We start from the raw sequence: 22,092 nt of genomic DNA, 5'->3' as shown, positions 1-22,092 counted from the left end.
CTCTTTTATGTAAAGAACTAGGATATAAAATGAAAAAGTTATTTAATTTAATTGTATTTTTTACTTTTTTGAGTGTTTCTTCTGTAGCATTTGTATCAGCTTCAAAGGCTGATGAGGCAAAATCAACAGCAGCTACTTTGCCAAATGGTGCTTCTTCTTTGTCTGAAACGTATGATTTGTGGAGTCTTAACTGCTCGCTACAAGAAGGAAAAAAAGTTTGTTTGATACATCGTCAAGAGGTGAATGATCAGGGCCGTATGGTTGTAGCTATGAATGTTGATCTCAAGGCTGATGGTGTTGTGTCTGGTAATCTCATCGTTCCTTTTGGTATTTTGGTTTCTAAGCCTGTTCGTTTGCAGGTTGATGAGGGAAAAGCTGTTATTGAAACGGGTATTCGGACTTGTGTTCCCGCAGGTTGCATTGTTCCAGTTATTTTTGATAAAACTCATGTCGCAGCTTTACGTTCTGGAAAGAATTTGAAGTTGGCTATGACAATTGCTGCTCCAGGTGAGCCAGCTTTGAATGATTTATTCATTCAGCTAAGTGGTTTTAGCAATGCGCTTAATCGTTTGGCAGTTTTACAAAAATAATCTGAAAACTATAATAAAGGCGGCCTTTTAAGGCCGTTTTTAGTTTAAGCATTCTTATAACACTCTTAATGATTAAAATGGTTAGGTCATCAGAGAGAGTATTCAAAGTTTTTTGAAGGTATTTATTATTATCTGGGTTGGCTAAGTATTTTCATTCCGATATTTGTTTGTCAGGTTTTATTATCATTGTAATATTGAGATAGTAAACTTAGATGTTTGTATTTTCTATTCATTCAAAAAGAGACATTTAGCTATATCTATAAAATTAAGCCATTTTTGAATAAAGAGGCTTATTTTGATAAATGCTCTATATACGATATTTATGTCTTTATTAATTGGAAGAGAGATAAAGCGTGGTTTATACATTATTTCAAGCGATTGATCTGATTTTCAATATTTATATTGATATTTTAATCGCAAATGTCATTTTTTCTTGGCTTTATACCTTTAATATCATAAATACACGCAATCGCTTTGTTGTTTTAATTGGGGGCTTTTTGTATCGCCTTACGGAGCCAGTTCTCAGTCGTATTCGGCAGATTTTGCCAAATTTGGGAGCAATTGATATTTCTCCTGTTGTCGTATTCATCATTATTTATTTCATTCGTGTTTTCATGTGGCGTGCTTATGAAAGCATGTATCTATGAGATATTGTATGAGATGAGTGAAGATGTTTTACCAAGTTTATACGGATGGTTTGATCCTGTTTGTACGACTTATTCCAAAGTCTTCAGTTGATCAAATCATAGGGGTTGAATATAGGGATGATGGAAAGCAGTATCTTGTTGTACGTCTTCGTGCTGTTCCTGAAGATGGAAAGGCAAACAAAGCTCTCATTAAATTTTTAGCGAAGCAATGGAAAATTCCATCTTCTTGTATTTCTTTGAAAAGTGGTGCTACATCTCGCTATAAACAAGTTTACTTTTCAACACATTTGGAAGAGTTAAAAGAGATATGGCAATTATTAGGAGATTGTATTTCTCTATAAAATAATTGCAATACATTGAGTTATAAATATAATTTACTGTTTTGTATGTTAAATGAGAGACCTGAATAACGTAAGATTCTCTCATTTCAAACCTGTTTATATTGAATCAAATAAATCCTTACACGTTATAAGCTGGATGAATGTGTAGATAAAATTTTTATAAGAAAGGACTAAAATAGCACTTATGAACCGCCTTAATGTAAGGGCTATCGCACATTGGGGGCTGGCAAATATAATAAAAGCCTATTAAAAAACAGGCTTTATTTTTCTAAAATAACTATACTGCTTGATTACGTTCAATAGCCTGCTTAATCAACTCACGTGCAAAATCTTTATCCTGCCAACCTTCAATTTTAGCCCATTTTCCAGGTTCAAGATCTTTATAATGTTCGAAGAAATGCTCAATTTGCTTTAATGTAATTTCGGGAAGATCCGTATAATTATGAATATTAATATAGCGTTTCGTTAATTTGGGAGCAGGGATGGCAATAATTTTTTCATCTTTACCACCGTCATCTTCCATAACAAGAGCGCCGATAGGGCAAACATTGATAACACAGCCAGGAATAAGTGGGCGCGTATTGCAGATAAGAACATCAATGGGATCTCCATCATCTGAAAGAGTATGTGGTACAAAACCGTAATTTCCAGGATAAACCATTGAGGTATGAAGAAAACGATCAACAAATAAGGCTTCTGATTTTTTATCCATCTCATACTTTATTGGTTGTCCACCAAGAGAGACTTCTACAATAACATTAATATCTTCTGGTGGATTTTTACCAACGGGTATTTCTTTAATATTCATATAAAGGTCCTTTCGCGAATATAATGAAGCTGGATTCAATAAAATATTGAACTGCGGAAAGTCATGGAACTAGGTTGAAATTGATGAACGTGTTTTTTCAAAACGCTTGCGTTCATTGGGATCTAGATAAAGTTTGCGTAGACGAATATTTTTAGGAGTTACTTCTACAAGTTCATCATCTTGTATCCACGATAAGGCACGCTCTAAGGTCATTTTAATGGGAGGGGTTAGCTTTACGGCTTCATCTTTTCCAGCAGCGCGCATATTAGTAAGTTTTTTCCCTTTTAAAACATTAACTTCTAAGTCATTATCACGTGAGTGGATACCAATAATCATACCCTGATAGACTTTAACACCAGCATCGATCACCATAGGTCCACGATCTTCAAGATTAAAAAGAGCATAGGCGACAGCTTCACCACTATCATTTGAGATCATAACACCATTGACACGACCATTAATATCCCCTTTGTAAGGTTCATAGCTATGAAAAAGACGATTCATAATGGCTGTACCACGCGTATCGGTTAAAAGCTCGGATTGGTAGCCAATAAGTCCTCGCGTTGGAGCGTAAAAGACGAGACGAACACGGTTGCCTCCAGAAGGGCGCAATTCAACCATTTCACCTTTACGCTCAGACATTTTTTGCACGACAGTTCCAGAATACTCTTCATCAACATCGATGACAACTTCCTCGATTGGTTCAAGAGTTACTCCATTTTCATCTTTTTGCATCACAACACGTGGACGTGAAACACTAAGTTCAAATCCTTCACGGCGCATATTTTCAATGAGAACAGCAAGTTGTAATTCTCCCCGTCCTGAAACGTAGAAAGAATCCTTATCTTCTGATTCTTCAATTTTTAGGGCTACATTACCTTCTGCTTCTTTAAACAAACGATCACGAATAACACGGCTTGTTACTTTATCTCCTTCAGTTCCTGCAAGGGGGCTATCATTGACGAGAAAGCTCATTGTAACAGTGGGCGGATCAATTGGTTGAGCAGCGAGAGGTTCATTGACGGCAAGATCACAAAAAGTATCAGCAACAGTACCTTTTTGTAGACCGGCAATTGCTACAATATCACCAGCAACACTTTCTTCAATAGGTTGACGTTCCAGCCCACGAAATGCCAAAATTTTTGAGATGCGTCCAGTTTCCAAAAGTTTTCCATCTTGTCCGAGAACCTTAACATTTTGATTGGATTTTATAGAGCCCGAATGAATACGACCTGTAATAATTCGTCCCAAAAATGGATCGGCTTCAAGAATAGTTCCAATCATACGAAATGGTCCTTCTGCTACACTAGGAGAAGGGACATGTCGGGTTATAAGATCAAACAAAGGACCAAGTCCCTGATCTTTTGGTCCTTCTGGGGACTCAGCCATCCATCCATCGCGACCTGATCCGTAAAGAATAGGAAAGTCAAGTTGTTCATCGGTTGCATCAAGAGCAGCAAAGAGGTCAAAGACTTCATTGATAACTTCATCGGCACGTGCATCAGTACGATCAATTTTATTGATAGCAACGATAGGGCGTAATCCTACTTTTAATGCTTTCCCAACAACAAATTTTGTTTGCGGCATTGGACCTTCAGCAGCATCAACAAGGACAATTGCTCCATCTACCATATTTAAAATACGTTCAACTTCTCCACCAAAGTCAGCGTGACCTGGTGTATCAACAATGTTAATACGGGTATCTTTCCAAACAACGGATGTTACTTTTGCTAAAATTGTAATTCCACGTTCTTTTTCAATATCATTTGAATCCATCATACGCTCGCTGGTGCGCTGATTATCGCGGAAGTTTCCTGATTGTTTGAGAAGTTCGTCTACAAGTGTTGTTTTGCCATGGTCTACGTGAGCAATAATGGCGATATTACGCAATTGCATAAATTTTCTTCTTTTCTTTTGTGAAATTTCATTTGAGGTAAAACTTTTACATCCCTTACCTTACGATCAAAAAATCTTTTACATGTTTTTTTATAATTTTGGAAGAGGAGAAATATTGAATAATTAAACCAATAAATTGTTGTAATAATAAGGGGAGGATGAGTTCTGATTTTATTACATTTTTTCTCGTATCCCTAATTTTTGGAAGCTTTTTTATCCCTTCAAGAGTGAGATTTTTTTTACGATCTGTAGTCTCTTTATGCGAAGAGATGCCATTTTATTATTTATTATCTTAGTCAAAAAGGTGTTTTCAATTGTAATACTGTTATTTCAGAATTAACATTTTATGTTGCTGCTAACTTTCTCAAATTATGTTCTGATTTGAGGATATCTTCTTAGTTATATGCTTGATGAAATATTATATTAAAACTTTCTTTAGGTATTGTTTTCGCGTTTACCACAAATAAGTGCTTTATTTTTAGACGGTTTAATTTCAAGTATTACGATTAATTCCGGTAAAATAGGAAGAAAGACATTTATTTTAAATTTACTTTTTTAGTTTGAGATGAATGGTATTGTTCTTTACGTTTTTCTAGCTAATGCAAATGGCATCACCACAGCATAAGCCTGTATATAAAGGAGATCAATTCAAATGCACTCATGAATTTCTAAAGATCATTTTTGATAATATTATTCAACATTCTCTTCTGTCCAAATAGGAAAGCTTTTTTGTTTTTGGGAGAGTGTAAGTATGACGTTGGAGCTTACTTATTTCCCATATAACTGCATATGTTATTGTATTTGAAGGGTGCATTAATGTAACATAAGATCCCTTGAAAATTGCTTCATAAATACATTCATTTCGTTTTGTTATTGAATGTTTTTTATTATTTTAATGAGAGCATTTCAAATAATGAATGACAATAGCATCAAGGGATTTTATTTAGGATTCATAATGTTGTTTTATATTTTAAAACAATCAATATACTTTCTAGTAATTAGCTAATAGAAAAAATTGAAGTTACATGAGGTACGTTTTTATTTTTCATGCTAGAGTAAAGTTCCAGATAAGATAAGGGAAGCAACAGAAAAGTAGATCACAATTCCCATAACATCTACTAAGGTTGCGACAAGGGGAGCTGAAGCACTTGCGGGGTCAAAACCGAAGCCTTTAAGGATAAAGGGCAACATGGATCCGAATAAAGAACCAAAGGTGACAATACCAATGAGAGCTGTTCCCACTGTCATAGCAATGAAAATCCAGTGTTCACCATAGTTGTAGATACCGAGTTCTTGCCAAAGAGCAATACGCATCACTCCAATAACTCCGAGTAAAACGCCAAGAGATATCCCTGTTGGGATTTCACGTAGGATAATTTTCCACCAGTCTTTTAGGGTGAGTTCACGTAACGCTAAAGCACGGATAATAAGTGATGTTGCTTGCGATCCGGAGTTTCCTCCTGAACTCATAATAAGAGGAATAAACAATGTAAGAGTGATGACTTTTTCAAGCTCTGTTTCAAAATATTGCATAGCACTTGCTGTCAACATTTCGCCAAGAAAAAGGAGAGCAAGCCACCCCCCACGTTTTTTCATCATTCCGAGAAAGTTTATTTGCATGTAGGGTTTATCAAGAGCTTCCATACCTCCGAATTTGTAGGCATCTTCACTCATTTCATCAACCATTGTATCAAGCACGTCATCAACTGTTACAATACCAATGACATGATTCCCTTCATCAATAACAGGCACAGAGAGCAGGTCATGGCGTTGAAAAAGACGAGCAATATCTTCATGATGTGTAAAAGGAGATATTGTAATAGGAGTGTCATGTGTAGAGACGTTTAGAATTGGTTCATCAGGTGAAGCAAGGATAAGGTTACGCAGTGAAACAGCTTTGAGAAGGGTGCCTGTTTTCGGTTCAATAACGTAGCTAGTGTAAACTGTTTCACGTGTTCGTTCGACATCGCGGATGTAATCAAGAGTTCTTTTTACAGTCCAGTTTGCTGGGACTACTATAAACTCTGTTGTCATGAGTGCGCCAGCTGTGTGATCAGGATAACTCGTGAGTTTTTTTATTTCAGCACGCGTTAAGGGTTTGAGCAATGCATAAAGCCGCGTGCGGGTTTCTTTATCCATTTCCTGAAAGACGTCAGCTGCGGCATCAGCAGACATGCCATCAAGAATTTCAACTGAACGCGTTACAGGAAGAAGTTCGAGAATAGCCGCTGGTTGCTCAAGTTCTGGTTTATCAAAGAGCTCAATAGCATAATCAAGAGGTAGAAGGCTAAGAATAGCTACGCGTTCCATAATATCAAGATCATTGATGATATCAATGGAGTCTGCAAAATGGTGATTTTTTAATTCTTCAGCGAGTACTTCAGGAGAAGAATTTTTGAAGTCGAAGGTTGTTTTAATTTCAGTCATGACAAAATACCTTCTACAAGGTTGGGAAATTATAGGTTCATATTGATGGATAAGATAACAAAAAATTATAGAAGATTTAAAAAAAAGCCCATCTTAACTGTACTTACAACTGTTTATATTTAAAATAAAATTAACGATAACTTCTAGGTTATAAACAACTTTCTAAATCAAACACATAGGTTCTTATTTTTATTTATCACCTTATGATAAAGACATTTTTTATTTTTTCTACTGGAAGAGAGATTAAATGATATTTTTAAATTATACCAAATGATTTTAGTATATGATCAATTTGTATCGTAAATGTGATTGTGAGATTTCAAGTTTATATCAAGGAGACAGAGAATATTATGGCAAAATCATCAGTGCTGGACTGGAACGGATATGCAGGGCTTCCTGATTTTTCTTCAATAAATGATGAAGATTTTAAACCCGCTTTTGAGCATGCTCTGCAAGAAGCAGAAGAAGAATTAGAGATGATTGCGAAAGGGCATGAGTCCCCAACACTTGAAAATTTTTTGCAACCTTTTGAGCTTTCCGGCAAAGCACTTGATCGTGTTTGTTCCATATTCTTCTTGCGTTCAAGTGCGCATAGTAATGCTTTGATTCAGAAATTAGAACAAGAGTTTGTCATAAAACTTTCTCATTATTCTTCGAAAATTATGATGGATGCACGGATATTTGCAAAAATGGATATGCTCTATAAACAGTCGCAGCAGGGCATATATGACAGTGAAACAACACGTGTACTTGAATTATGGTGGAAGAAATTCGTTTGTAATGGTGCAAAACTTGATGAAAAAGGGAAAAAGCGGCTTGTAGAAATTAATGAAAAGCTTGCTTTTTTAAATGCTACTTTTGGTCAGAATGTTTTAAAAGATGAAGCGGAATGGATTTTATTATTAGAACAAACAGATTTATCTGGTTTGCCTGATGATCTTATTGCATCAATGAAGGAAATTGCATGTGAAAGAGGAAATGAGGGAGCTTATGCATTAACATTGGCACGCTCAATTATTGAGCCCTTTTTGAAATTCTCTCATCGTCGTGATTTGCGTGAGATTGCATTTCAGGCTTGGTCCAAGCGCGGTGAAAATAGCAATGACAATGATAATCGAGCGATTATTGTAGAGATTATTGCACTTCGAGATGAGCAAGCAAAGTTACTAGGATATAAGTCCTTTGCAGATTTGAAACTTGATAATACTATGGCGAAAACTGTTGATGCCGTTATGGATTTGCTGGCTCCTGTATGGGAGAGGGCAAGAGCGAAAGCTATGAGTGAACAGATCGAATTACAAAATTTTGCAAATAATCAAGGGAGTAATGAAGCTTTAGCAGCTTGGGATTGGCGCTATTATACTGAAAAACTTCGCGCTGAAAAATTTTCTTTCGACAGCGCTGAAATTAAATATTATTTGCAACTTGATCGTATGATTGAAGCGGCTTTTGGAGTTGCAGGTAAACTCTTTGGAATCTCATTTGAAGAAAAAAAATCTATTGCACTTTGGCATCCTGATGCACGTTTATGGGAAGTAAAGAAAGCCGATGGAAGTCTGCTTGGGCATTTTATTGGTGATTATTTTGCACGCTCTTCAAAACGATCTGGTGCATGGATGAGTAGGTTGCAATCACAACATAAATTAGATGGTGGACAAAAACCTATTATCTACAATATTTGTAATTTTGCTAAACCATCTAAAGGGGAAGTTGCACTTTTGTCACTTGATGATGCGCGTACACTTTTTCACGAGTTTGGGCATGCATTGCATGGTTTGCTTTCTGATGTAAAATGGACATCTGTAGCAGGAACATCTGTTTCGCGTGATTTTGTTGAACTTCCTTCACAACTTTACGAACATTGGTTAACTGTGCCAGAAGTCTTAAAATCTTATGCTACACACAAAAAAACAGGACTTCCTATGCCACAAGAATTGATAGATAAGGTTTTATTGGCACAGACATTTAATGCGGGCTTTTCTGCGGTTGAATTTATCTCATCGGCGTTGGTAGACATGGCTTTTCACCAAGGAAAACCTATAACTGATCCAACAATATTTGAAACCCAAGAATTGGAAAAATTGCAGATGCCTGATGCAATCATTATGCGTCACCGTCCTCCACATTTCACGCATGTATTTTCAGGAGACGGTTATGCTGCTGGTTATTATTCCTATATGTGGTCAGAGGTGCTGGATGCTGACGCTTTTCAGGCTTTTGAAGAAACAGATGATGTCTTTAATCCAGAACTTGCTGATCGCTTAAAACGTTTTATCTATTCTGCTGGAGGGAGCCGTGACCCAGAGGAGCTCTATAAAGCTTTTCGTGGGCGGTTGCCTTCATCAGAAGCGATGATTCAAAAACGTGGACTGTAAAGATAATACGGTATGGTGTAAGCCATACCGTATTATCTTGTTTCTGTTGTCAAGATTTATTTAAGTATAAATCTTATCACGACTTTATGAAAAAAGATTTTTTATTTTATTGGCTTTTCATTTGTGAAGAGAATAAGATTTTGCGTTTTGAAAGAAGATTATGGGAAAGAAAAGTCATCAGCTCGGTCTTTCTGATAACCATTCAGTGGAAACCATGGTCTTTTTATAAAGTTTTGATTTCTTCTGTTGAGTAAGCCAATATTTTGTTGTGCTATGTCATCAAGACTCATTGGAGATTGGTATTCAATTTTTTGTAATTTTTGCATAAGTTCTATAGAATTAACAGTGTTCAAGAGTATGGTTTCATTGGAAAATATGTGAAAATTTAAAATATCTTGCAATTTTTTTTCTAAATAAGAGGCAAGTTTTCTTTTTCCTTCAGAGGTAAAGTTAAGACCATCAGGGGTACGTAATTTAACGACCTTCCCATTTGTATCATAACCTGAAAAAGAAAATTGATTTTGTTCGTCGATGAAACCATCCCAGATATCGATGAAATGTCCTTTGGCACTTTCTATTTCTTGTTTGTAGAGTTTGTTAAAAATTTTTACTTTTTGTGTTAAATTATCATTTCCAAAAGCAGGTTGCCCCATCCATATCCATGGTTTTTCTGAAGCATGAAGACTTTCAGCAATTTCAGTAATTCTTTGTTTGTAGATGTTCATCCATTCTGGTTCATTTGTATTAAATATACCATGAGACATTTGAATTGGTTGATTATCATTGGCACCTATCACCATGACAATAATATCGGGCTTATTTTTATCAATGAGTGTAGAAATATTACTTTTCCAAGAATAGTAGTCAGTTCTTACCAAGCCAGAATTTGGCATCGTATTATTTATGATGATAATATTTCTATTATCAATAAAAAGCCTGTTCAGTGCATCGGCAACAGCAGAAGCGACAAAATCCCCTAAGATAAGAATGCGTTTTGCATTTTCTTCTTTTAATTTTTGTGCAGGTTTTTGTGGGACAGTCTTTTTCTGTGCTTTGTCTATTTTTTGTTCTATAATTTGTAGCTGTCGTGGCTGCTTGTTATGTTGCGACAACCATTTAAAAAAGTTTGTTGCTTCACTTGAAGATGGTTGTATAACACTTAATGCAGATATAGAGACAAGCAGGAAAATGGAGTATATTGAGCGGAAGTAGAACAAACACTTTAACTCCTCATTATTGTTTTCGAAGAAGAAAGAGAAGTTCAGAACTTGGATATCCATCGACCTTTAAATGATGGTGCTTTTGAAAAGCTTTAATAGCGTTTTGAGAGGCTGTACCGATTTTGCCATCAACTTCTCCTTCATAATAGCCAAGTGCAATTAAACGAGATTGCAGTTCTTTGTATTCATGGAAAGTAAGAGGTTGAAATGGTCGTTGCCAATCTTGAACCAATCCAGGATGTCCAGCAATGCGGTTAGCAAGAAGAGCAACAGCAAAAGCATATCGATCTGCATTATTATAACGCTTAAGAACAAAGAAATTTTTTGTTACTAGGAATATAGGTCCTTTGGGTTCATCTGGATATTTCAATATGGCTTGTTCAGATGATGCAGGAAGAGGGTGACCATTCGCATTTGTTACACCCAGCTTTGCCCATTGTTCAAAAGAACGCCAATCACTGGGAAGGTTTTTCTTTTGCGGCAGTTTAACTTCTACACCCCAAGGTCGATCAGATTTCCAACCATTCATGTGGAGAAGATTAGCAGCAGTTGCAAGGGCATCTGGAACAGAGTTCCAAATATCACTTTTTCCATTTCCATCCATGTCAATGGCATAAGCAAGATAACTGCTTGGAATGAATTGCGTATGCCCCATTGCTCCAGCCCAAGATCCAGTCAGTTGTGTACGTGTAATTTCACCACTTTGAAGAATTTTCATGGCAGCAATGAGTTGCTCCTGCGCGTATTTTGCACGTTTTGGATCAGCATAAGCTAAAGTTGCAAGTGAGCGAATAGTGTCACGCATCACATTGTTATTTGTTAAAATTTGTCCATAATTGCTTTCCATTGACCAAATAGCGAGTAAGATGTTGCGGTCAACACCAAAACGTTTTTCGATTAAAGGAAGCCAATTATCCCACTTTTTAGCTTGACGCTGTCCTTCCACAATCGCAATATCATGAATACGATTATCGAAATAGCTCCACGAAGGACTAATAAATTCTGGTTGGTATGCAGCTTTTTTTAAAACTTCAGGATCTATTGAATGAATGGTTTTAAAAGCTATGTCAAATGTAGAGGGTAAAATATTGTTGGCAAGAGCTATTTTCCTAAATTCTTTAATCCAGTGTTTAAAACTGTTATCAGCATATAAAGATGATGCAAAAAACATTAAAAAAGTAGAAAGAAGAACAGTTAAACCTACGATAAGCGTTTTTTGATTTATTGATTTCTTTGAAGAAAGAAAATTTTTAGATTCTGCTTTTTGCATTTTTAAATTCCCCTCAAAATATTATGATGTGCAAGAATTTTATATTGTATTTGGTATTAGCAATAATGTTATCAAGAAAATAATGAATATTGAAACTAATTATTTGTTGTGCAGAAATATTCTCAATAAATCATCATATTATTTGTATCTCTTTCCTATCCATTATAAGAGCATTCAAAACAATAAGATATCTTTTTTATCTTTTTGTAAAAACATATGTGAAATAAAATCAGAAAGTTATACAATTAATCAGGAGTATGAGAGTGCGTAAGATTCGAAAAGCAGTATTTCCCGTGGCTGGTCTTGGTACACGTTTTCTGCCTGCAACAAAGACAATTCCTAAGGAAATGCTGACGATTGTTGACAAGCCCGTTATTCAATATGTTGTAGATGAGGCGCGTGAAGCTGGTATTGAGCATTTTATTTTTGTTACGGGACGCAATAAGGCAGTCATTGAGGATTATTTTGATACGCAAGTTGAGTTATATACCACCCTTTCTGAGCGTGGGAAAAGAGAAGAGCTTGAGCATTTACACGGTTTGCAGCCTCCACCAGGTACAACATCTTTTACACGGCAACAGAGGCCTTTAGGTCTAGGACATGCTATTTGGTGTGCACGTGAATTAGTTGGAGATGAGCCTTTTGCGTTGTTATTACCTGATATGCTGATACAAGCCCAAAAGGGGTGTCTTTCTGAGATGATGAATCTTTATGAGAAAACCGGTGGAGGGAATATTATCTCGGTCCAAGAGTGCGATCCTAGAGAAGCACACAAATATGGTATTGTTGGAAAAGGCCAGCAGATTGCAAACGGTTTTAAAATTACAAAAATGGTAGAAAAGCCAACAAAAGGAACCGCTCCGTCAAATCTATACATCAATGGACGTTATATTTTGCAACCAGAAATTTTTAATATTCTCTCTAATCAAAAACAAGGTGCAGGAAATGAAATTCAGTTAACAGATGCGATGGTACGGCTCTCAAAGGAGCAGGATTTTTTTGGTTTCCAGTTAGAGGGGATCACTTTTGATTGTGGCTCTAAAGTTGGCTTTATTGAAGCTAATGTTGCATTTTCCTTAGCACGTTCTGATATGTATAGCCAAGTTTCTACATTATTGAAAAATTTACTAGAAACCATTAAAGTTGAAAAATAATATAGATCTCTCATTTAATTTCATTTATCAATTTGTTTATGACAACACAGTCTTCTCATATAGTTTTACAGGGTGCCGTTATATCGGCACTTAAAACACTTGCGAGTGAGAAACAAGGACTTGAAGCCCTTGAAAATTCTCTTCTTGGAAGTCTTTCTTCTTCTTTTGAAGCTGCTGTTCAAACGATCAGAAATGCTCATGGTCATGTGGTGATTACTGGTCTTGGAAAGAGTGGTCATATAGGTACGAAAATTGCTGCAACTTTAGCGTCGACGGGGACACCTGCTTTTTTTGTTCATGCTGCAGAAGCCAATCACGGCGATCTTGGTATGATTGGACCTAATGATGTTATTTTGGCTTTATCATGGTCAGGTGAAACCTTGGAGCTAAGTGGTATTATCAATCATGCCGCGCGTTTTCGTATTCCACTTATTGCCATGACATCGGGTGAGAATTCTGTATTAGGACGACAGGCTGATATTGTACTTTTATTGCCAAAGAGTGAAGAAGCTTGTCCCCATGGGCTTGCTCCTACAACTTCAACAGTTATGCAGCTGGCGATGGGAGATGCATTAGCCGTTGCTCTTTTAGAAATGCATGGCTTTACTGCAAGGGATTTTAAAATTTATCATCCTGGTGGTTCTCTTGGCGCAAGTCTTAAATACGTGCGTGATATTATGCATGGTGGCGACCGTATTCCTTTAGTTGAACAGGGGACAACAATGACTGAAGCGATGAATGTTTTGGTTGAAAAACATTTTGGTTGTGTTGGTGTTGTCAATCAAAAAGGTGAATTAATTGGGATTGTGACTGACGGTGATCTTGCACGCAACATTCACTTTAACTTATCAAAATTTAATGTTGATGAGGTAATGACAAAAGATCCCAAAATTGTTGAGCCAAATATGTTGGTTGGTGCGGCCACAGCTTTTATTAATGATCACCATATTGGTGCTTTTTTTGTGGTTGAGGATAAGAGACCAGTGGGGATTGTTCATTTCCACGATCTTTTGCGCATTGGTGCTGTGTAAATTGAGTCTTCATATAAAATATTTATTGTAGTATAAGGCAAGTCTAACAATAGAAAATTTCAATGCAGCAGTGTGGTTGATGCCTTTTTAAAAAAATGATTGTTTGTCCATTTTACAGTGTTTGTGAGTTCTATAAGCAGAGGATTATATCAATATATTCGCCTATTTTGAGTTTTTTAGGAAAAATTTATTTTTCCTGATTCTTATGGCATCACAAGTTTATTCTATCATCATATTTGTTAGCTTTTAAGACAGCCTTTCATGCTATAACAGTTTTGTGCATTGAAATGGTTTATAAGAAGCATTTTATACATTTTCCAAAGTGATTTTACTTATATGCAAACTCCATTTGTAACGTGCAAAACAATGGTTTTGATTGATTGTTTCATGCAAAGAAGTTGAAATGGTAAAATTTTATGATATTGAGAATTCTCATTCAGTATGAAAACAACAATTTATTATTTCTAGTCATTATATGAATCCCTATATGAATCTCCCACATATGAGTCTTTCATGTCTCTACCAAGACGCTGTGGTTTTTATTTTATTTAAAATTGTCGCTTAAGAGAAAATTGTGTCCCTGTATATGATGTACAGAAAAGCTGCGTTGCTTGACGTGAGAGTATGCAATTAACTCTAGATATTGTTCCACGGAGGATAGAGCGTATTTCCATTTCTATCTGTTGAGCACTGACATAATTATATGTACCTTCTGAGAGTTTTTCTTGTGTATCTGCTGCGCGTGTTTCAAAAACGCCTTCGTGAAAAGAGGAGATAATACCGTTCTCATCCACCCATTTACCATCAATTCCATTTGGCATATTTTGTCCATAATATTGCGAAAAGCCACAAGCACATAGTACCAAAGTGGTGATTGTGAGATATAAAATACGGTAGGGATGCTTCATTTTGTCACTCTAATTTATGTTGATTTACTCTCTGGTTTCTATAACATTATTAAATTGCTCTATGAGTCAATATGAAAAATTTAATAAAAATCAATGAAAAAGCAAAAAAAATGGAAAAAAATGCCTTAATTTTTATTTAATAAACAGCTTGATGAAGTTTGTAAGTGAAACACAAGAGGTAAAATATTTCTTATGCTTTACAACGATTTTTACATTAAGCCATTTAGTAGTCTCAGAGGAGATTATTAAGATTATGGTTGGTCCCATTCTTGTTGCAAGTGAAGACTATGGAAAGCGCGTAGAGCTTTCTGCCATGCTTCGAGGTTTTGGTTACCGTGTCATTGAAGCAGAAAATGGTCTCCGGACGATTGATCTTTTACACAGGCGTAAAAATATTGTGCTTGCACTCCTTGATGTCATCATGAGTGATTTGAGTGTGAGTGATTTGATTAAAATGATTAGAGTCGCTGGTGTTGTTGTTCCTATTGTTGTGATAGCACAACAAGAGAATCAAGATTTACTGCAGAAAGCTTTAACAGCTGGAGCTATTGATTACTGGATTCATCCTGTTACTTTACTGCGGTTGAGAGTTACGTTGGATACGCTTGCTCTCATTTCTGCATTGGAGCGTGAGGTTCGTTATATTCGGCGAAGAAATGAGAATCATTTGCGATTTTCTGACCTTTGCACAAAAAGCCGAGCAATGCAGGTGGTTATAGAGCAATCGAGAAAAGCAGCAGCTTCTTTACAGAATCTTTTGATAGAAGGTGAAACTGGGACTGGTCGCGAAACATTAGCTCGCATTATTCATCATGAGGGTTTGTTATCTGAGGGAGCTTTTATTCGTTTCCAATGTTCAGCTATTGACGATCCAGAACAAGAAAGTCACCATTGGTTTCAAGAGTTTTTACCACTGGTTTCTTCTCTTGAAAAAGGAACGCTTTGCCTTTGTGATGTTGATCGACTCGAGTCTATCCAGCAAAAGCGCTTAGCCTATTATCTTAAAGAAAGAGAAAAACATACAAGGGATAACCTTTTTTCTTTTCGCATCATTGCTATCTCAACTTCTCGGTTGAAAGATTTGGTTGCAGAAGGATTATTTCTGCGTAGTTTGTTTGAAAAGTTTTCCCAATTATCTATCAGTGTTCCTGCTTTGCGAGAATTGAGAGATGATTTTCCAGAACTTACGCAAAATTTGATTGACCGCATTATTACGGAAACAGGGAGATCGCATGTCCATGGATTAGCAGGGTCGGCGCTTTCATTGCTTATGCAGTATGATTGGCCTGGTAACCGGCATGAACTTGAAAATTTTTTATTTCGTGCAATTTTACTCAGTGAGGGGCCATTGTTAACTGTCCGAGATTTTCCTCAATTAATGGGAAATTCATTGAAGAGTGTTCCAAGTATCATTGAGAGTAATATACAAGAAAACCATGAACAAGAATTAATACAATTTTTGGATGGTGATGGGCATGTGCGTACTTTTGCAGAGATGGAACGTGATATTATTGAGAAAGCGGTTAAACATTATAAGGGACATATGAGTGAGATTGCTCGGCGTCTTCATATAGGGCGCTCTACACTTTATCGCAAAATGGAAGAGTTGAGAGCCATAAAGAGTCAAGAACGTAAATAAAGTCTATGATAAGTTTCTTTCTTCTAGAGATCTCATTTTCAAAAAAAGCATAATAGCTTTTTTGAAAATTAAGGGAGGGGTTTTGGTTTTTAAAAAATTAATGTTACTTATCGTAGAATTTAAATATTGAGAGTGACTTTGTAAACACAATGGGTTTAGATTTTATTGTGTGTAATCCTTTTGAACTTTATTTATTTCATTTTGATTTTTATGATTTTAGTGCACTTCACGTGTAAAGTGAGAGGATAGTTTTTACACTTTTGAATACTTAAACTAAAGTTCTAGAAGCATCAAATATTGAGTTTATATTCTTTTAAGCAAGAAATGGCATTCTGTCTGTAGCATGATGAATATAACATGCCTGATTTGAATGCTGTCATTCGTATCAATGTTTGTATGGTGATTAAAAAATAGAAAGTTGTTCCTCTTTGTCTCTGTTCCAAGCTGTTATCTATTTTATCATATTGTTTTGGGTTGCGTCTATATTGGCGATTTATACATATGGACGCTTCATTAAAAGTGCTAGGGGAGAGTGTTCTTATGCGTTAACTGTTAAGAAAGATGAAACAAAGCTTGATCGTATAGTGAGTCAGTTAGCAGAGAAAGCAAATGGATTAGGGGTTGATAAGGATGCTCTTTCACTTATCATCAGCAATTTGGATGCGTTTTATGTTCGCGCGATAGGAGCAGCAGAGGCTGGGCGCAGCCTTGATCTTATGTATTATATTTGGGATGATGATTTAACGGGACGTTTATTATTAAGTGAAATAGTAGAAGCAGCTGATCGTGGTGTTCGGGTTCGCCTTCTTTTAGATGATATTAATGCCCAAGCGCGTGATCCAGCTTACATTGCGTTGGATAAACATCCTCATATTGAGGTAAGAATGTTTAACCCAAGTTGGTCCCGTAAAGGTGGTTTACGTCGTGGTTTAGAAATTATATTGCGGGCAATTACTGTAACGCGTAGAATGCATAATAAAGCTTTTATTGTGGATGGCCGTGTAGCTTTTGTAGGAGGACGCAATCTTGCAGATTCTTATTTTGATGCCGGTGAAGAATCGCATTTTCGAGATTTAGATTTGATGTTAATTGGTCCCTCAGTTAAAAAGGTAGAAACCGTCTTTGATGACTTTTGGAATAGTGCTGTCGTTTTACCGATTCATACTTTGGTTGTTTCTAAAAATGTAAGCGACCTTGGATATTGGAAGGATAAGTTACAAAAATTTCGTAATTCCGAGGTTGCAAAAGTTTATTTAAAATATATCAAAGAGCATATTAATTTTGATTACTTTATTCAGACAGGAAAGCGATTATTTTTAGCAGACAAAGTTACTATTCTTTCTGATCCACCGGAAAAAGCATTACGCAAAAGAGCAGAAAATTGGCTTATGAAAGCACTCGCTAAGGTTATTGAGGATGCTCAAAAAACTGTTCAAATTATATCTCCTTATTTTGTCCCTGGTAAGGTAGGTACTCAAAATTTTAGTAATTTGGTTTCAAAAGGTGTTGATGTCAAAATTCTTACGAACTCTTTAGCTGCTACCGATGTAGCGCTTGTGCATGGTGGTTATGTGCCGTATCGCAAGGCATTACTGAAAAGCGGTGTTAAGCTTTATGAATTAAAACCAGATGGAAATATGCATGGGTTGCGATTATTTCGATCAAGTAAGGCAAGTTTACATGCTAAAGCTTTTTTAGTTGATCATAAAACTGCTTTTATTGGGTCTTTAAACTTTGATCCTAGATCAGCAGCACTCAATACGGAAATGGGTATTCTTTTTGAATGTGCACCAATTGCAGCAAGATTAGATCTGCTTTTTTCTGAAGAAACAACAGGTGAAATGAGTTATCATCTTCGTCTTGGTGATAACAACCGTATTTATTGGGATTTTATTGAAAATGAAAAACAGCATAGTATTGACTATGAACCAGAAAGCAATTTTTGGCGTCGTGCATTTGCAAAAATAATAAGTTGGTTACCCATTGAAACACAATTATAGATTTTATAAACTATAATCAAAAAATTATTTTAATTTTTCTTTTCATTTTTTTTGTAGCGTGGCATAATTTTTTGCCAATCCACAAAGGTATGAGAACCGCAATTTTATCGAAAGAACCTTGCGGTGTTTTGTTGTAAAGGAATTTGGCTATGGCAAAAATTGTTGAAACGGGGACAGGTGCATTGGCATTGACTTTTGATGATGTGCTTTTACAGCCTGGTCATTCTCTTGTTATGCCTGGCCAAGTAGATCTTAGAACGCGTATTGCAGCTGATATTAAGCTCAATTTGCCGTTGCTTTCTGCTGCAATGGATACTGTGACAGAGTCGCGTTTAGCTATTGCTATGGCGCAAGCTGGTGGTCTTGGTGTTATTCATCGTAATATGTCTCCTACAGAGCAGGCCGAAGAAGTTCGTCAGGTGAAAAAATTTGAATCTGGCATGGTTGTTAATCCAGTTACAATTGGACCAGATGCAACACTTGAAGAAGCAAAAGCTTTGATGCGTTCATATGGTATTTCGGGTATTCCGGTTGTTGAAAATGGTGATAAAAGTAAGACTGCTGGGCGGCTTGTAGGTATTTTGACGAATAGGGATGTGCGTTTTGCTTCGGATCCAAAACAAAAAATTTATGAATTAATGACGCATGAAAATTTGATTACGGTGCATGAAAATGTTCAACTTAGCGAAGCGAAGTATTTGTTACATCATCATCGTATTGAAAAATTATTGGTTGTGGATGAACAAAATCGCTGTGTTGGCTTGATAACAGTTAAGGATATTGAAAAGGCACAATTAAATCCAAATGCTGCCAAGGATTCTCAAGGTCGCTTGCGTGTTGCAGCTGCCAGTAGTGTGGGCAATGATGGGATTGAGCGGGCTGAACGACTCATTGAAGCAGGTGTTGATGTACTGGTGATTGATACAGCGCATGGGCATTCTCAACGTGTATTAGAAACTGTTGAGCGAATTAAGAAAATGGCGTGTTCTCCGGCTGTTATTGCTGGTAATGTAGCAACTTCTCAGGCAACACAGGCGCTCATTGATAGTGGTGCAGATGCAGTAAAGGTTGGTATTGGTCCTGGTTCTATTTGTACAACACGGATTGTAGCAGGTGTTGGTGTCCCTCAACTTGCAGCTATTATGAGTGCTGCAGAAGCTGCTGAAAAGGCAGGTATTCCTGTTATTGCTGATGGTGGGATCAAAGCTTCGGGTGATTTTGCTAAAGCTCTAGCAGGTGGGGCTTGTGCTGCTATGATCGGTTCTCTTTTAGCAGGTACAGATGAGAGCCCTGGTGAAGTTTATCTTTATCAAGGGCGGTCTTTTAAAGCTTATCGCGGTATGGGATCCGTTGGTGCTATGGCAAGGGGGTCGGCAGATCGCTATTTTCAGGATGAAGTGCGTGATGAGCTTAAATTGGTTCCTGAAGGTGTGGAAGGTCAAGTGGCTTATAAAGGGCCTATAGCATCAGTTTTACACCAGCTCGCTGGTGGATTGCGTGCTTCGATGGGATATGTTGGTGCGAGGGATTTAGCAGAATTTCGTGAAAAAGCGACATTCGTTCGTATCACTAATGCTGGACTCCATGAAAGCCATACACATGATGTTGCTATCACACGAGAGAGTCCAAATTATCGAGGGCCTGTTTGACATATAAGATCTGAGAGCTACATTCCGTAGCGTAAAAATCTTTTGAGAAAGTGTAAGAAGGTTAGTATTTTTTACTCTTTGTAATTTAAAGTTCTAAAATAGAAAGAATTGGAGGTTGATATTCCAATTCTTCCCATGGGTTATATGAAGTTAAAAGAATTAACTTTTTGTCGTCTTCCGCTCTGATTTTGACGCGCGTTGGCGAGTGTTAGCTTGATCACTTGAGATGGATTTCTTTCCATTGTTTGAGGGTGTTGTATTATGACGGCTTTTAGGTGAAGTTGTTTTGCCATTATTGTGAGTATTCATTATATTCTCCTTTTAAATTATCTGGCTTACAGCCAGTATAGCAAAAACGGACATATCAGATAGTGGTTCCAAGTGTTTTTTAAAAAGTTAATATTTTGTTAAGAATAATTAAGAAGAGTTGTGTCTAACTTTGGTAGAAACTTTTTGCTACTTTTCAGAAAGAGAGTATTTCAAAGTTTGATGATTTTTGCATATATTTTGAAAGAGAGATTTTAAATATATAGCCTGTTTTTCAGTATTAAGATTGGGTATATGTTTTTAAATAATAGGAATGCAAACAGGTAGCGCGTGAGATGAAGCGTTTAAAATGCTATAAAAGTGTGATCAGAAACATTCAGCTTCCAATATAAATTTTTGTATAGTTTCAAAAAAATCTATTGACGTAAAGAAAGATAATTTTGTTTTTGTTAAAATTCGAATGGGAGAAATGAATGCGCTTAGGTGGGCGTTTGCGTGCAGCAATAGATATTCTAAAAGAAATAGAAATGCATCATACTCCTGCAGGTGAAGCTTTAAAAGCTTGGGGGGTGGCTCATCGTTTTGCGGGAGCCAGTGATCGTGCAGCAATTGGTACAATCGTTTATGATGTTTTAAGACGATATTATTCTTTACAATGGCGTATGGAGAGTGATGATATCAGGGATATCGCTTTCGGTGCTTTATTAGATACAGGGAAAATGACAATTGAGAAAATCGATCATGAATTAGAAGGAGATCGATTTGCACCACAGCTATTAGAAGCTAGGCAGCGTCAATCATGGCAAAAACAGCAATTGGTTAATGCTCCAGATTATATTCGTGGTGATATTCCTCAATGGTGTAAAACACATCTAGGTCCTTTATTTGCCGATAATTTGGTTATTGAAACCGCTGCATTAGCAACACGTCCCTCTTTAGATTTACGCGTGAATAGCTTGAAAGCAATACCAGAGAAGGTACTTCAAGAGTTAGTAAAAACCAAAGCCCAACTGTTAAATTGGTTTCCGCAAGCTTTAAGAATTGCACCGATTGAAAAGTTTGATCGTCATCCCAACGTTCAAATGGAACGTGCTTTTCAAATGGGACACTTTGAAATACAAGATTTAGGATCTCAGATTGTTGCCTATCTTGTAGAAGCAAAAGCAAGTATGCAGATATTAGATTATTGTGCTGGATCTGGTGGAAAAACTTTAGCTTTAGCTGCTAGTATGAAGAATCAAGGACAAATATATGCTTATGATTCAAATAAATTCCGTTTGTTTCCCATTTTTGATCGTCTTCGACGTGCTGGTGTTCGTAATGTACAGATACGGGAGCATGGGGAGGAATTAAAGCCGTTAGTAGGTCAGATGGATATAGTTTTGTTGGATGCACCATGTAGTGGAACAGGTACATGGCGTAGGCGTCCAGATACGAAATGGCGTTTAACATTAGAGCAGGTAAAACAACGCCAAACAGAACAGAGGGATATTTTGAACAAAGCTATAGATTATCTTAAACCGAACGGGCGTTTAGTTTATATTACATGCTCTCTTTTTGTGGATGAAAATGAGGCACAAATTTCTCATTTTCTTCAAAAACATTCTCATTTTCATCCAATAAATATGCGCGCACTTTGGCAGAAACATTTTAGTTGTGCATCTGTGCAACCAATTTTTTCAAATTATGGACTTACTTTATCACCAGCAACAACAAAAACCGATGGTTTCTTTTTGTCTGTGTTGCAAAAAAAGCATTGATACATATTTTCACATTTTTTATCTTAAATTTTGCAATGAGAACCTTTTTCTCAGATAAACAGACTTGTGAAAAGAGAAAGATTGAATAATAAGTCTTATTGGTTCGCTTT

At 36.5% G+C, this 22,092-nt stretch carries 17 protein-coding genes; 10 read left to right on the top strand and 7 right to left on the bottom strand.

The features are described from left to right. Positions 1-29: 29 nt before the first annotated feature. The 3 genes from ABID39_RS04085 (at position 30) to ABID39_RS04075 (ending at position 1,578) form a co-directional block, all read left to right on the top strand. Positions 30-590 (top strand): invasion associated locus B family protein, encoded by a 561-nt coding sequence (locus tag ABID39_RS04085; RefSeq protein WP_354186298.1) that lies wholly within the window; start codon positions 30-32, stop codon positions 588-590. 353 nt (positions 591-943) lie between these two features. Continuing rightward, positions 944-1,237: a YggT family protein gene (locus tag ABID39_RS04080; RefSeq protein ID WP_354186296.1), complete on the top strand. Its 294-nt coding sequence runs from the start codon at positions 944-946 to the stop codon at positions 1,235-1,237. A 23-nt stretch (positions 1,238-1,260) separates the two neighbouring features. Continuing rightward, positions 1,261-1,578 (top strand): DUF167 domain-containing protein, encoded by a 318-nt coding sequence (locus ABID39_RS04075; protein WP_354186294.1) that lies wholly within the window; start codon positions 1,261-1,263, stop codon positions 1,576-1,578. Between the two features lie 277 nt (positions 1,579-1,855). Here ABID39_RS04075 and ppa read toward each other — a convergent pair whose 3' ends face one another. The 3 genes from ppa to mgtE all read right to left on the bottom strand — a co-directional run bounded on the left by ppa (position 1,856) and on the right by mgtE (position 6,709). Continuing rightward, entirely contained in the window at positions 1,856-2,386 is a 531-nt protein-coding gene (gene ppa, locus ABID39_RS04070; protein WP_354186292.1) for an inorganic diphosphatase, read from the bottom strand. Between the two features lie 69 nt (positions 2,387-2,455). Next, complete coding sequence (typA, locus tag ABID39_RS04065; RefSeq protein WP_354186290.1) at positions 2,456-4,282, bottom strand: translational GTPase TypA; 1,827 nt, start codon at positions 4,280-4,282, stop codon at positions 2,456-2,458. 1,050 nt (positions 4,283-5,332) lie between these two features. After that, positions 5,333-6,709: a magnesium transporter gene (gene mgtE, locus ABID39_RS04060; protein ID WP_354186288.1), complete on the bottom strand. Its 1,377-nt coding sequence runs from the start codon at positions 6,707-6,709 to the stop codon at positions 5,333-5,335. A gap of 350 nt (positions 6,710-7,059) precedes the next feature. Here mgtE and ABID39_RS04055 point away from each other — a divergent pair, with 350 nt between their 5' ends. Beyond that, entirely contained in the window at positions 7,060-9,084 is a 2,025-nt protein-coding gene (locus ABID39_RS04055) for a M3 family metallopeptidase (protein ID WP_354186286.1), read from the top strand. A gap of 158 nt (positions 9,085-9,242) precedes the next feature. Here the strand turns inward: ABID39_RS04055 and ABID39_RS04050 are convergent, their stop codons facing one another. Together ABID39_RS04050 and ABID39_RS04045 are read right to left on the bottom strand one after the other, a co-directional pair. Next, entirely contained in the window at positions 9,243-10,301 is a 1,059-nt protein-coding gene (locus ABID39_RS04050) for an SGNH/GDSL hydrolase family protein (protein WP_354186328.1), read from the bottom strand. A 16-nt stretch (positions 10,302-10,317) separates the two neighbouring features. Continuing rightward, the gene (locus ABID39_RS04045) at positions 10,318-11,574 is read right to left on the bottom strand and encodes a lytic murein transglycosylase (protein ID WP_354186284.1); all 1,257 of its coding nucleotides are present in this window, start codon (positions 11,572-11,574) and stop codon (positions 10,318-10,320) included. 263 nt (positions 11,575-11,837) lie between these two features. Between ABID39_RS04045 and galU the strand changes: the two genes are divergently transcribed. Continuing rightward, entirely contained in the window at positions 11,838-12,728 is an 891-nt protein-coding gene (gene galU / locus ABID39_RS04040) for a UTP--glucose-1-phosphate uridylyltransferase GalU (protein WP_354186282.1), read from the top strand. A 38-nt stretch (positions 12,729-12,766) separates the two neighbouring features. After that, positions 12,767-13,759: a KpsF/GutQ family sugar-phosphate isomerase gene (locus ABID39_RS04035; protein ID WP_354186280.1), complete on the top strand. Its 993-nt coding sequence runs from the start codon at positions 12,767-12,769 to the stop codon at positions 13,757-13,759. A gap of 548 nt (positions 13,760-14,307) precedes the next feature. On the opposite strand, the gene omp10 is transcribed toward ABID39_RS04035, so the two are convergent. Next, positions 14,308-14,667 carry an outer membrane lipoprotein Omp10 gene (gene omp10 / locus ABID39_RS04030; protein WP_354186278.1) on the bottom strand — a complete coding sequence of 120 codons (360 nt, stop codon included), beginning with the start codon at positions 14,665-14,667 and terminating at the stop codon, positions 14,308-14,310. Positions 14,668-14,920: 253 nt separating this feature from the next. Here omp10 and ABID39_RS04025 point away from each other — a divergent pair, with 253 nt between their 5' ends. The 3 genes from ABID39_RS04025 (at position 14,921) to guaB (ending at position 19,955) form a co-directional block, all read left to right on the top strand. Further along, positions 14,921-16,306, top strand: coding sequence for a sigma-54-dependent transcriptional regulator (locus tag ABID39_RS04025; RefSeq protein ID WP_354186276.1), 1,386 nt, complete (start codon positions 14,921-14,923; stop codon positions 16,304-16,306). 428 nt (positions 16,307-16,734) lie between these two features. Then, complete coding sequence (locus tag ABID39_RS04020; protein WP_354186274.1) at positions 16,735-18,306, top strand: phospholipase D family protein; 1,572 nt, start codon at positions 16,735-16,737, stop codon at positions 18,304-18,306. Positions 18,307-18,455: 149 nt separating this feature from the next. Continuing rightward, positions 18,456-19,955 (top strand): IMP dehydrogenase, encoded by a 1,500-nt coding sequence (guaB, locus tag ABID39_RS04015; protein WP_354186272.1) that lies wholly within the window; start codon positions 18,456-18,458, stop codon positions 19,953-19,955. A gap of 159 nt (positions 19,956-20,114) precedes the next feature. Here the strand turns inward: guaB and ABID39_RS04010 are convergent, their stop codons facing one another. Further along, positions 20,115-20,264, bottom strand: a complete 150-nt coding sequence (locus ABID39_RS04010; protein ID WP_354186270.1) for a hypothetical protein — start codon at positions 20,262-20,264, stop codon at positions 20,115-20,117. Between the two features lie 431 nt (positions 20,265-20,695). On the opposite strand from ABID39_RS04010, the gene ABID39_RS04005 reads away from it, so the two are divergent. Then, positions 20,696-21,982: an RsmB/NOP family class I SAM-dependent RNA methyltransferase gene (locus ABID39_RS04005; protein ID WP_354186268.1), complete on the top strand. Its 1,287-nt coding sequence runs from the start codon at positions 20,696-20,698 to the stop codon at positions 21,980-21,982. Positions 21,983-22,092 lie beyond the last annotated feature (110 nt).

It is taken from the genome of Bartonella japonica (genome assembly GCF_040545385.1).
GTDB lineage: Bacteria > Pseudomonadota > Alphaproteobacteria > Rhizobiales > Rhizobiaceae > Bartonella > Bartonella japonica.
This window is presented reverse-complemented; position numbering and strand designations above follow the sequence as displayed.

Bases quoted from the DNA above. Each gene is read 5' to 3' on its own strand.
- ABID39_RS04085 (WP_354186298.1), top strand. From the start codon at position 30: ATGAAAAAGTTATTTAATTTAATTGTATTTTTTACTTTTTTGAGTGTT.
- ABID39_RS04075 (WP_354186294.1), top strand. From the start codon at position 1,261: ATGTTTTACCAAGTTTATACGGATGGTTTGATCCTGTTTGTACGACTT.
- ppa (WP_354186292.1), bottom strand. From the start codon at position 2,386: ATGAATATTAAAGAAATACCCGTTGGTAAAAATCCACCAGAAGATATT.
- typA (WP_354186290.1), bottom strand. From the start codon at position 4,282: ATGCAATTGCGTAATATCGCCATTATTGCTCACGTAGACCATGGCAAA.
- mgtE (WP_354186288.1), bottom strand. From the start codon at position 6,709: ATGACTGAAATTAAAACAACCTTCGACTTCAAAAATTCTTCTCCTGAA.
- ABID39_RS04055 (WP_354186286.1), top strand. From the start codon at position 7,060: ATGGCAAAATCATCAGTGCTGGACTGGAACGGATATGCAGGGCTTCCT.
- ABID39_RS04045 (WP_354186284.1), bottom strand. From the start codon at position 11,574: ATGCAAAAAGCAGAATCTAAAAATTTTCTTTCTTCAAAGAAATCAATA.
- ABID39_RS04035 (WP_354186280.1), top strand. From the start codon at position 12,767: ATGACAACACAGTCTTCTCATATAGTTTTACAGGGTGCCGTTATATCG.
- omp10 (WP_354186278.1), bottom strand. From the start codon at position 14,667: ATGAAGCATCCCTACCGTATTTTATATCTCACAATCACCACTTTGGTA.
- ABID39_RS04025 (WP_354186276.1), top strand. From the start codon at position 14,921: ATGGTTGGTCCCATTCTTGTTGCAAGTGAAGACTATGGAAAGCGCGTA.
- guaB (WP_354186272.1), top strand. From the start codon at position 18,456: ATGGCAAAAATTGTTGAAACGGGGACAGGTGCATTGGCATTGACTTTT.
- ABID39_RS04010 (WP_354186270.1), bottom strand. From the start codon at position 20,264: ATGAATACTCACAATAATGGCAAAACAACTTCACCTAAAAGCCGTCAT.
- ABID39_RS04005 (WP_354186268.1), top strand. From the start codon at position 20,696: ATGCGCTTAGGTGGGCGTTTGCGTGCAGCAATAGATATTCTAAAAGAA.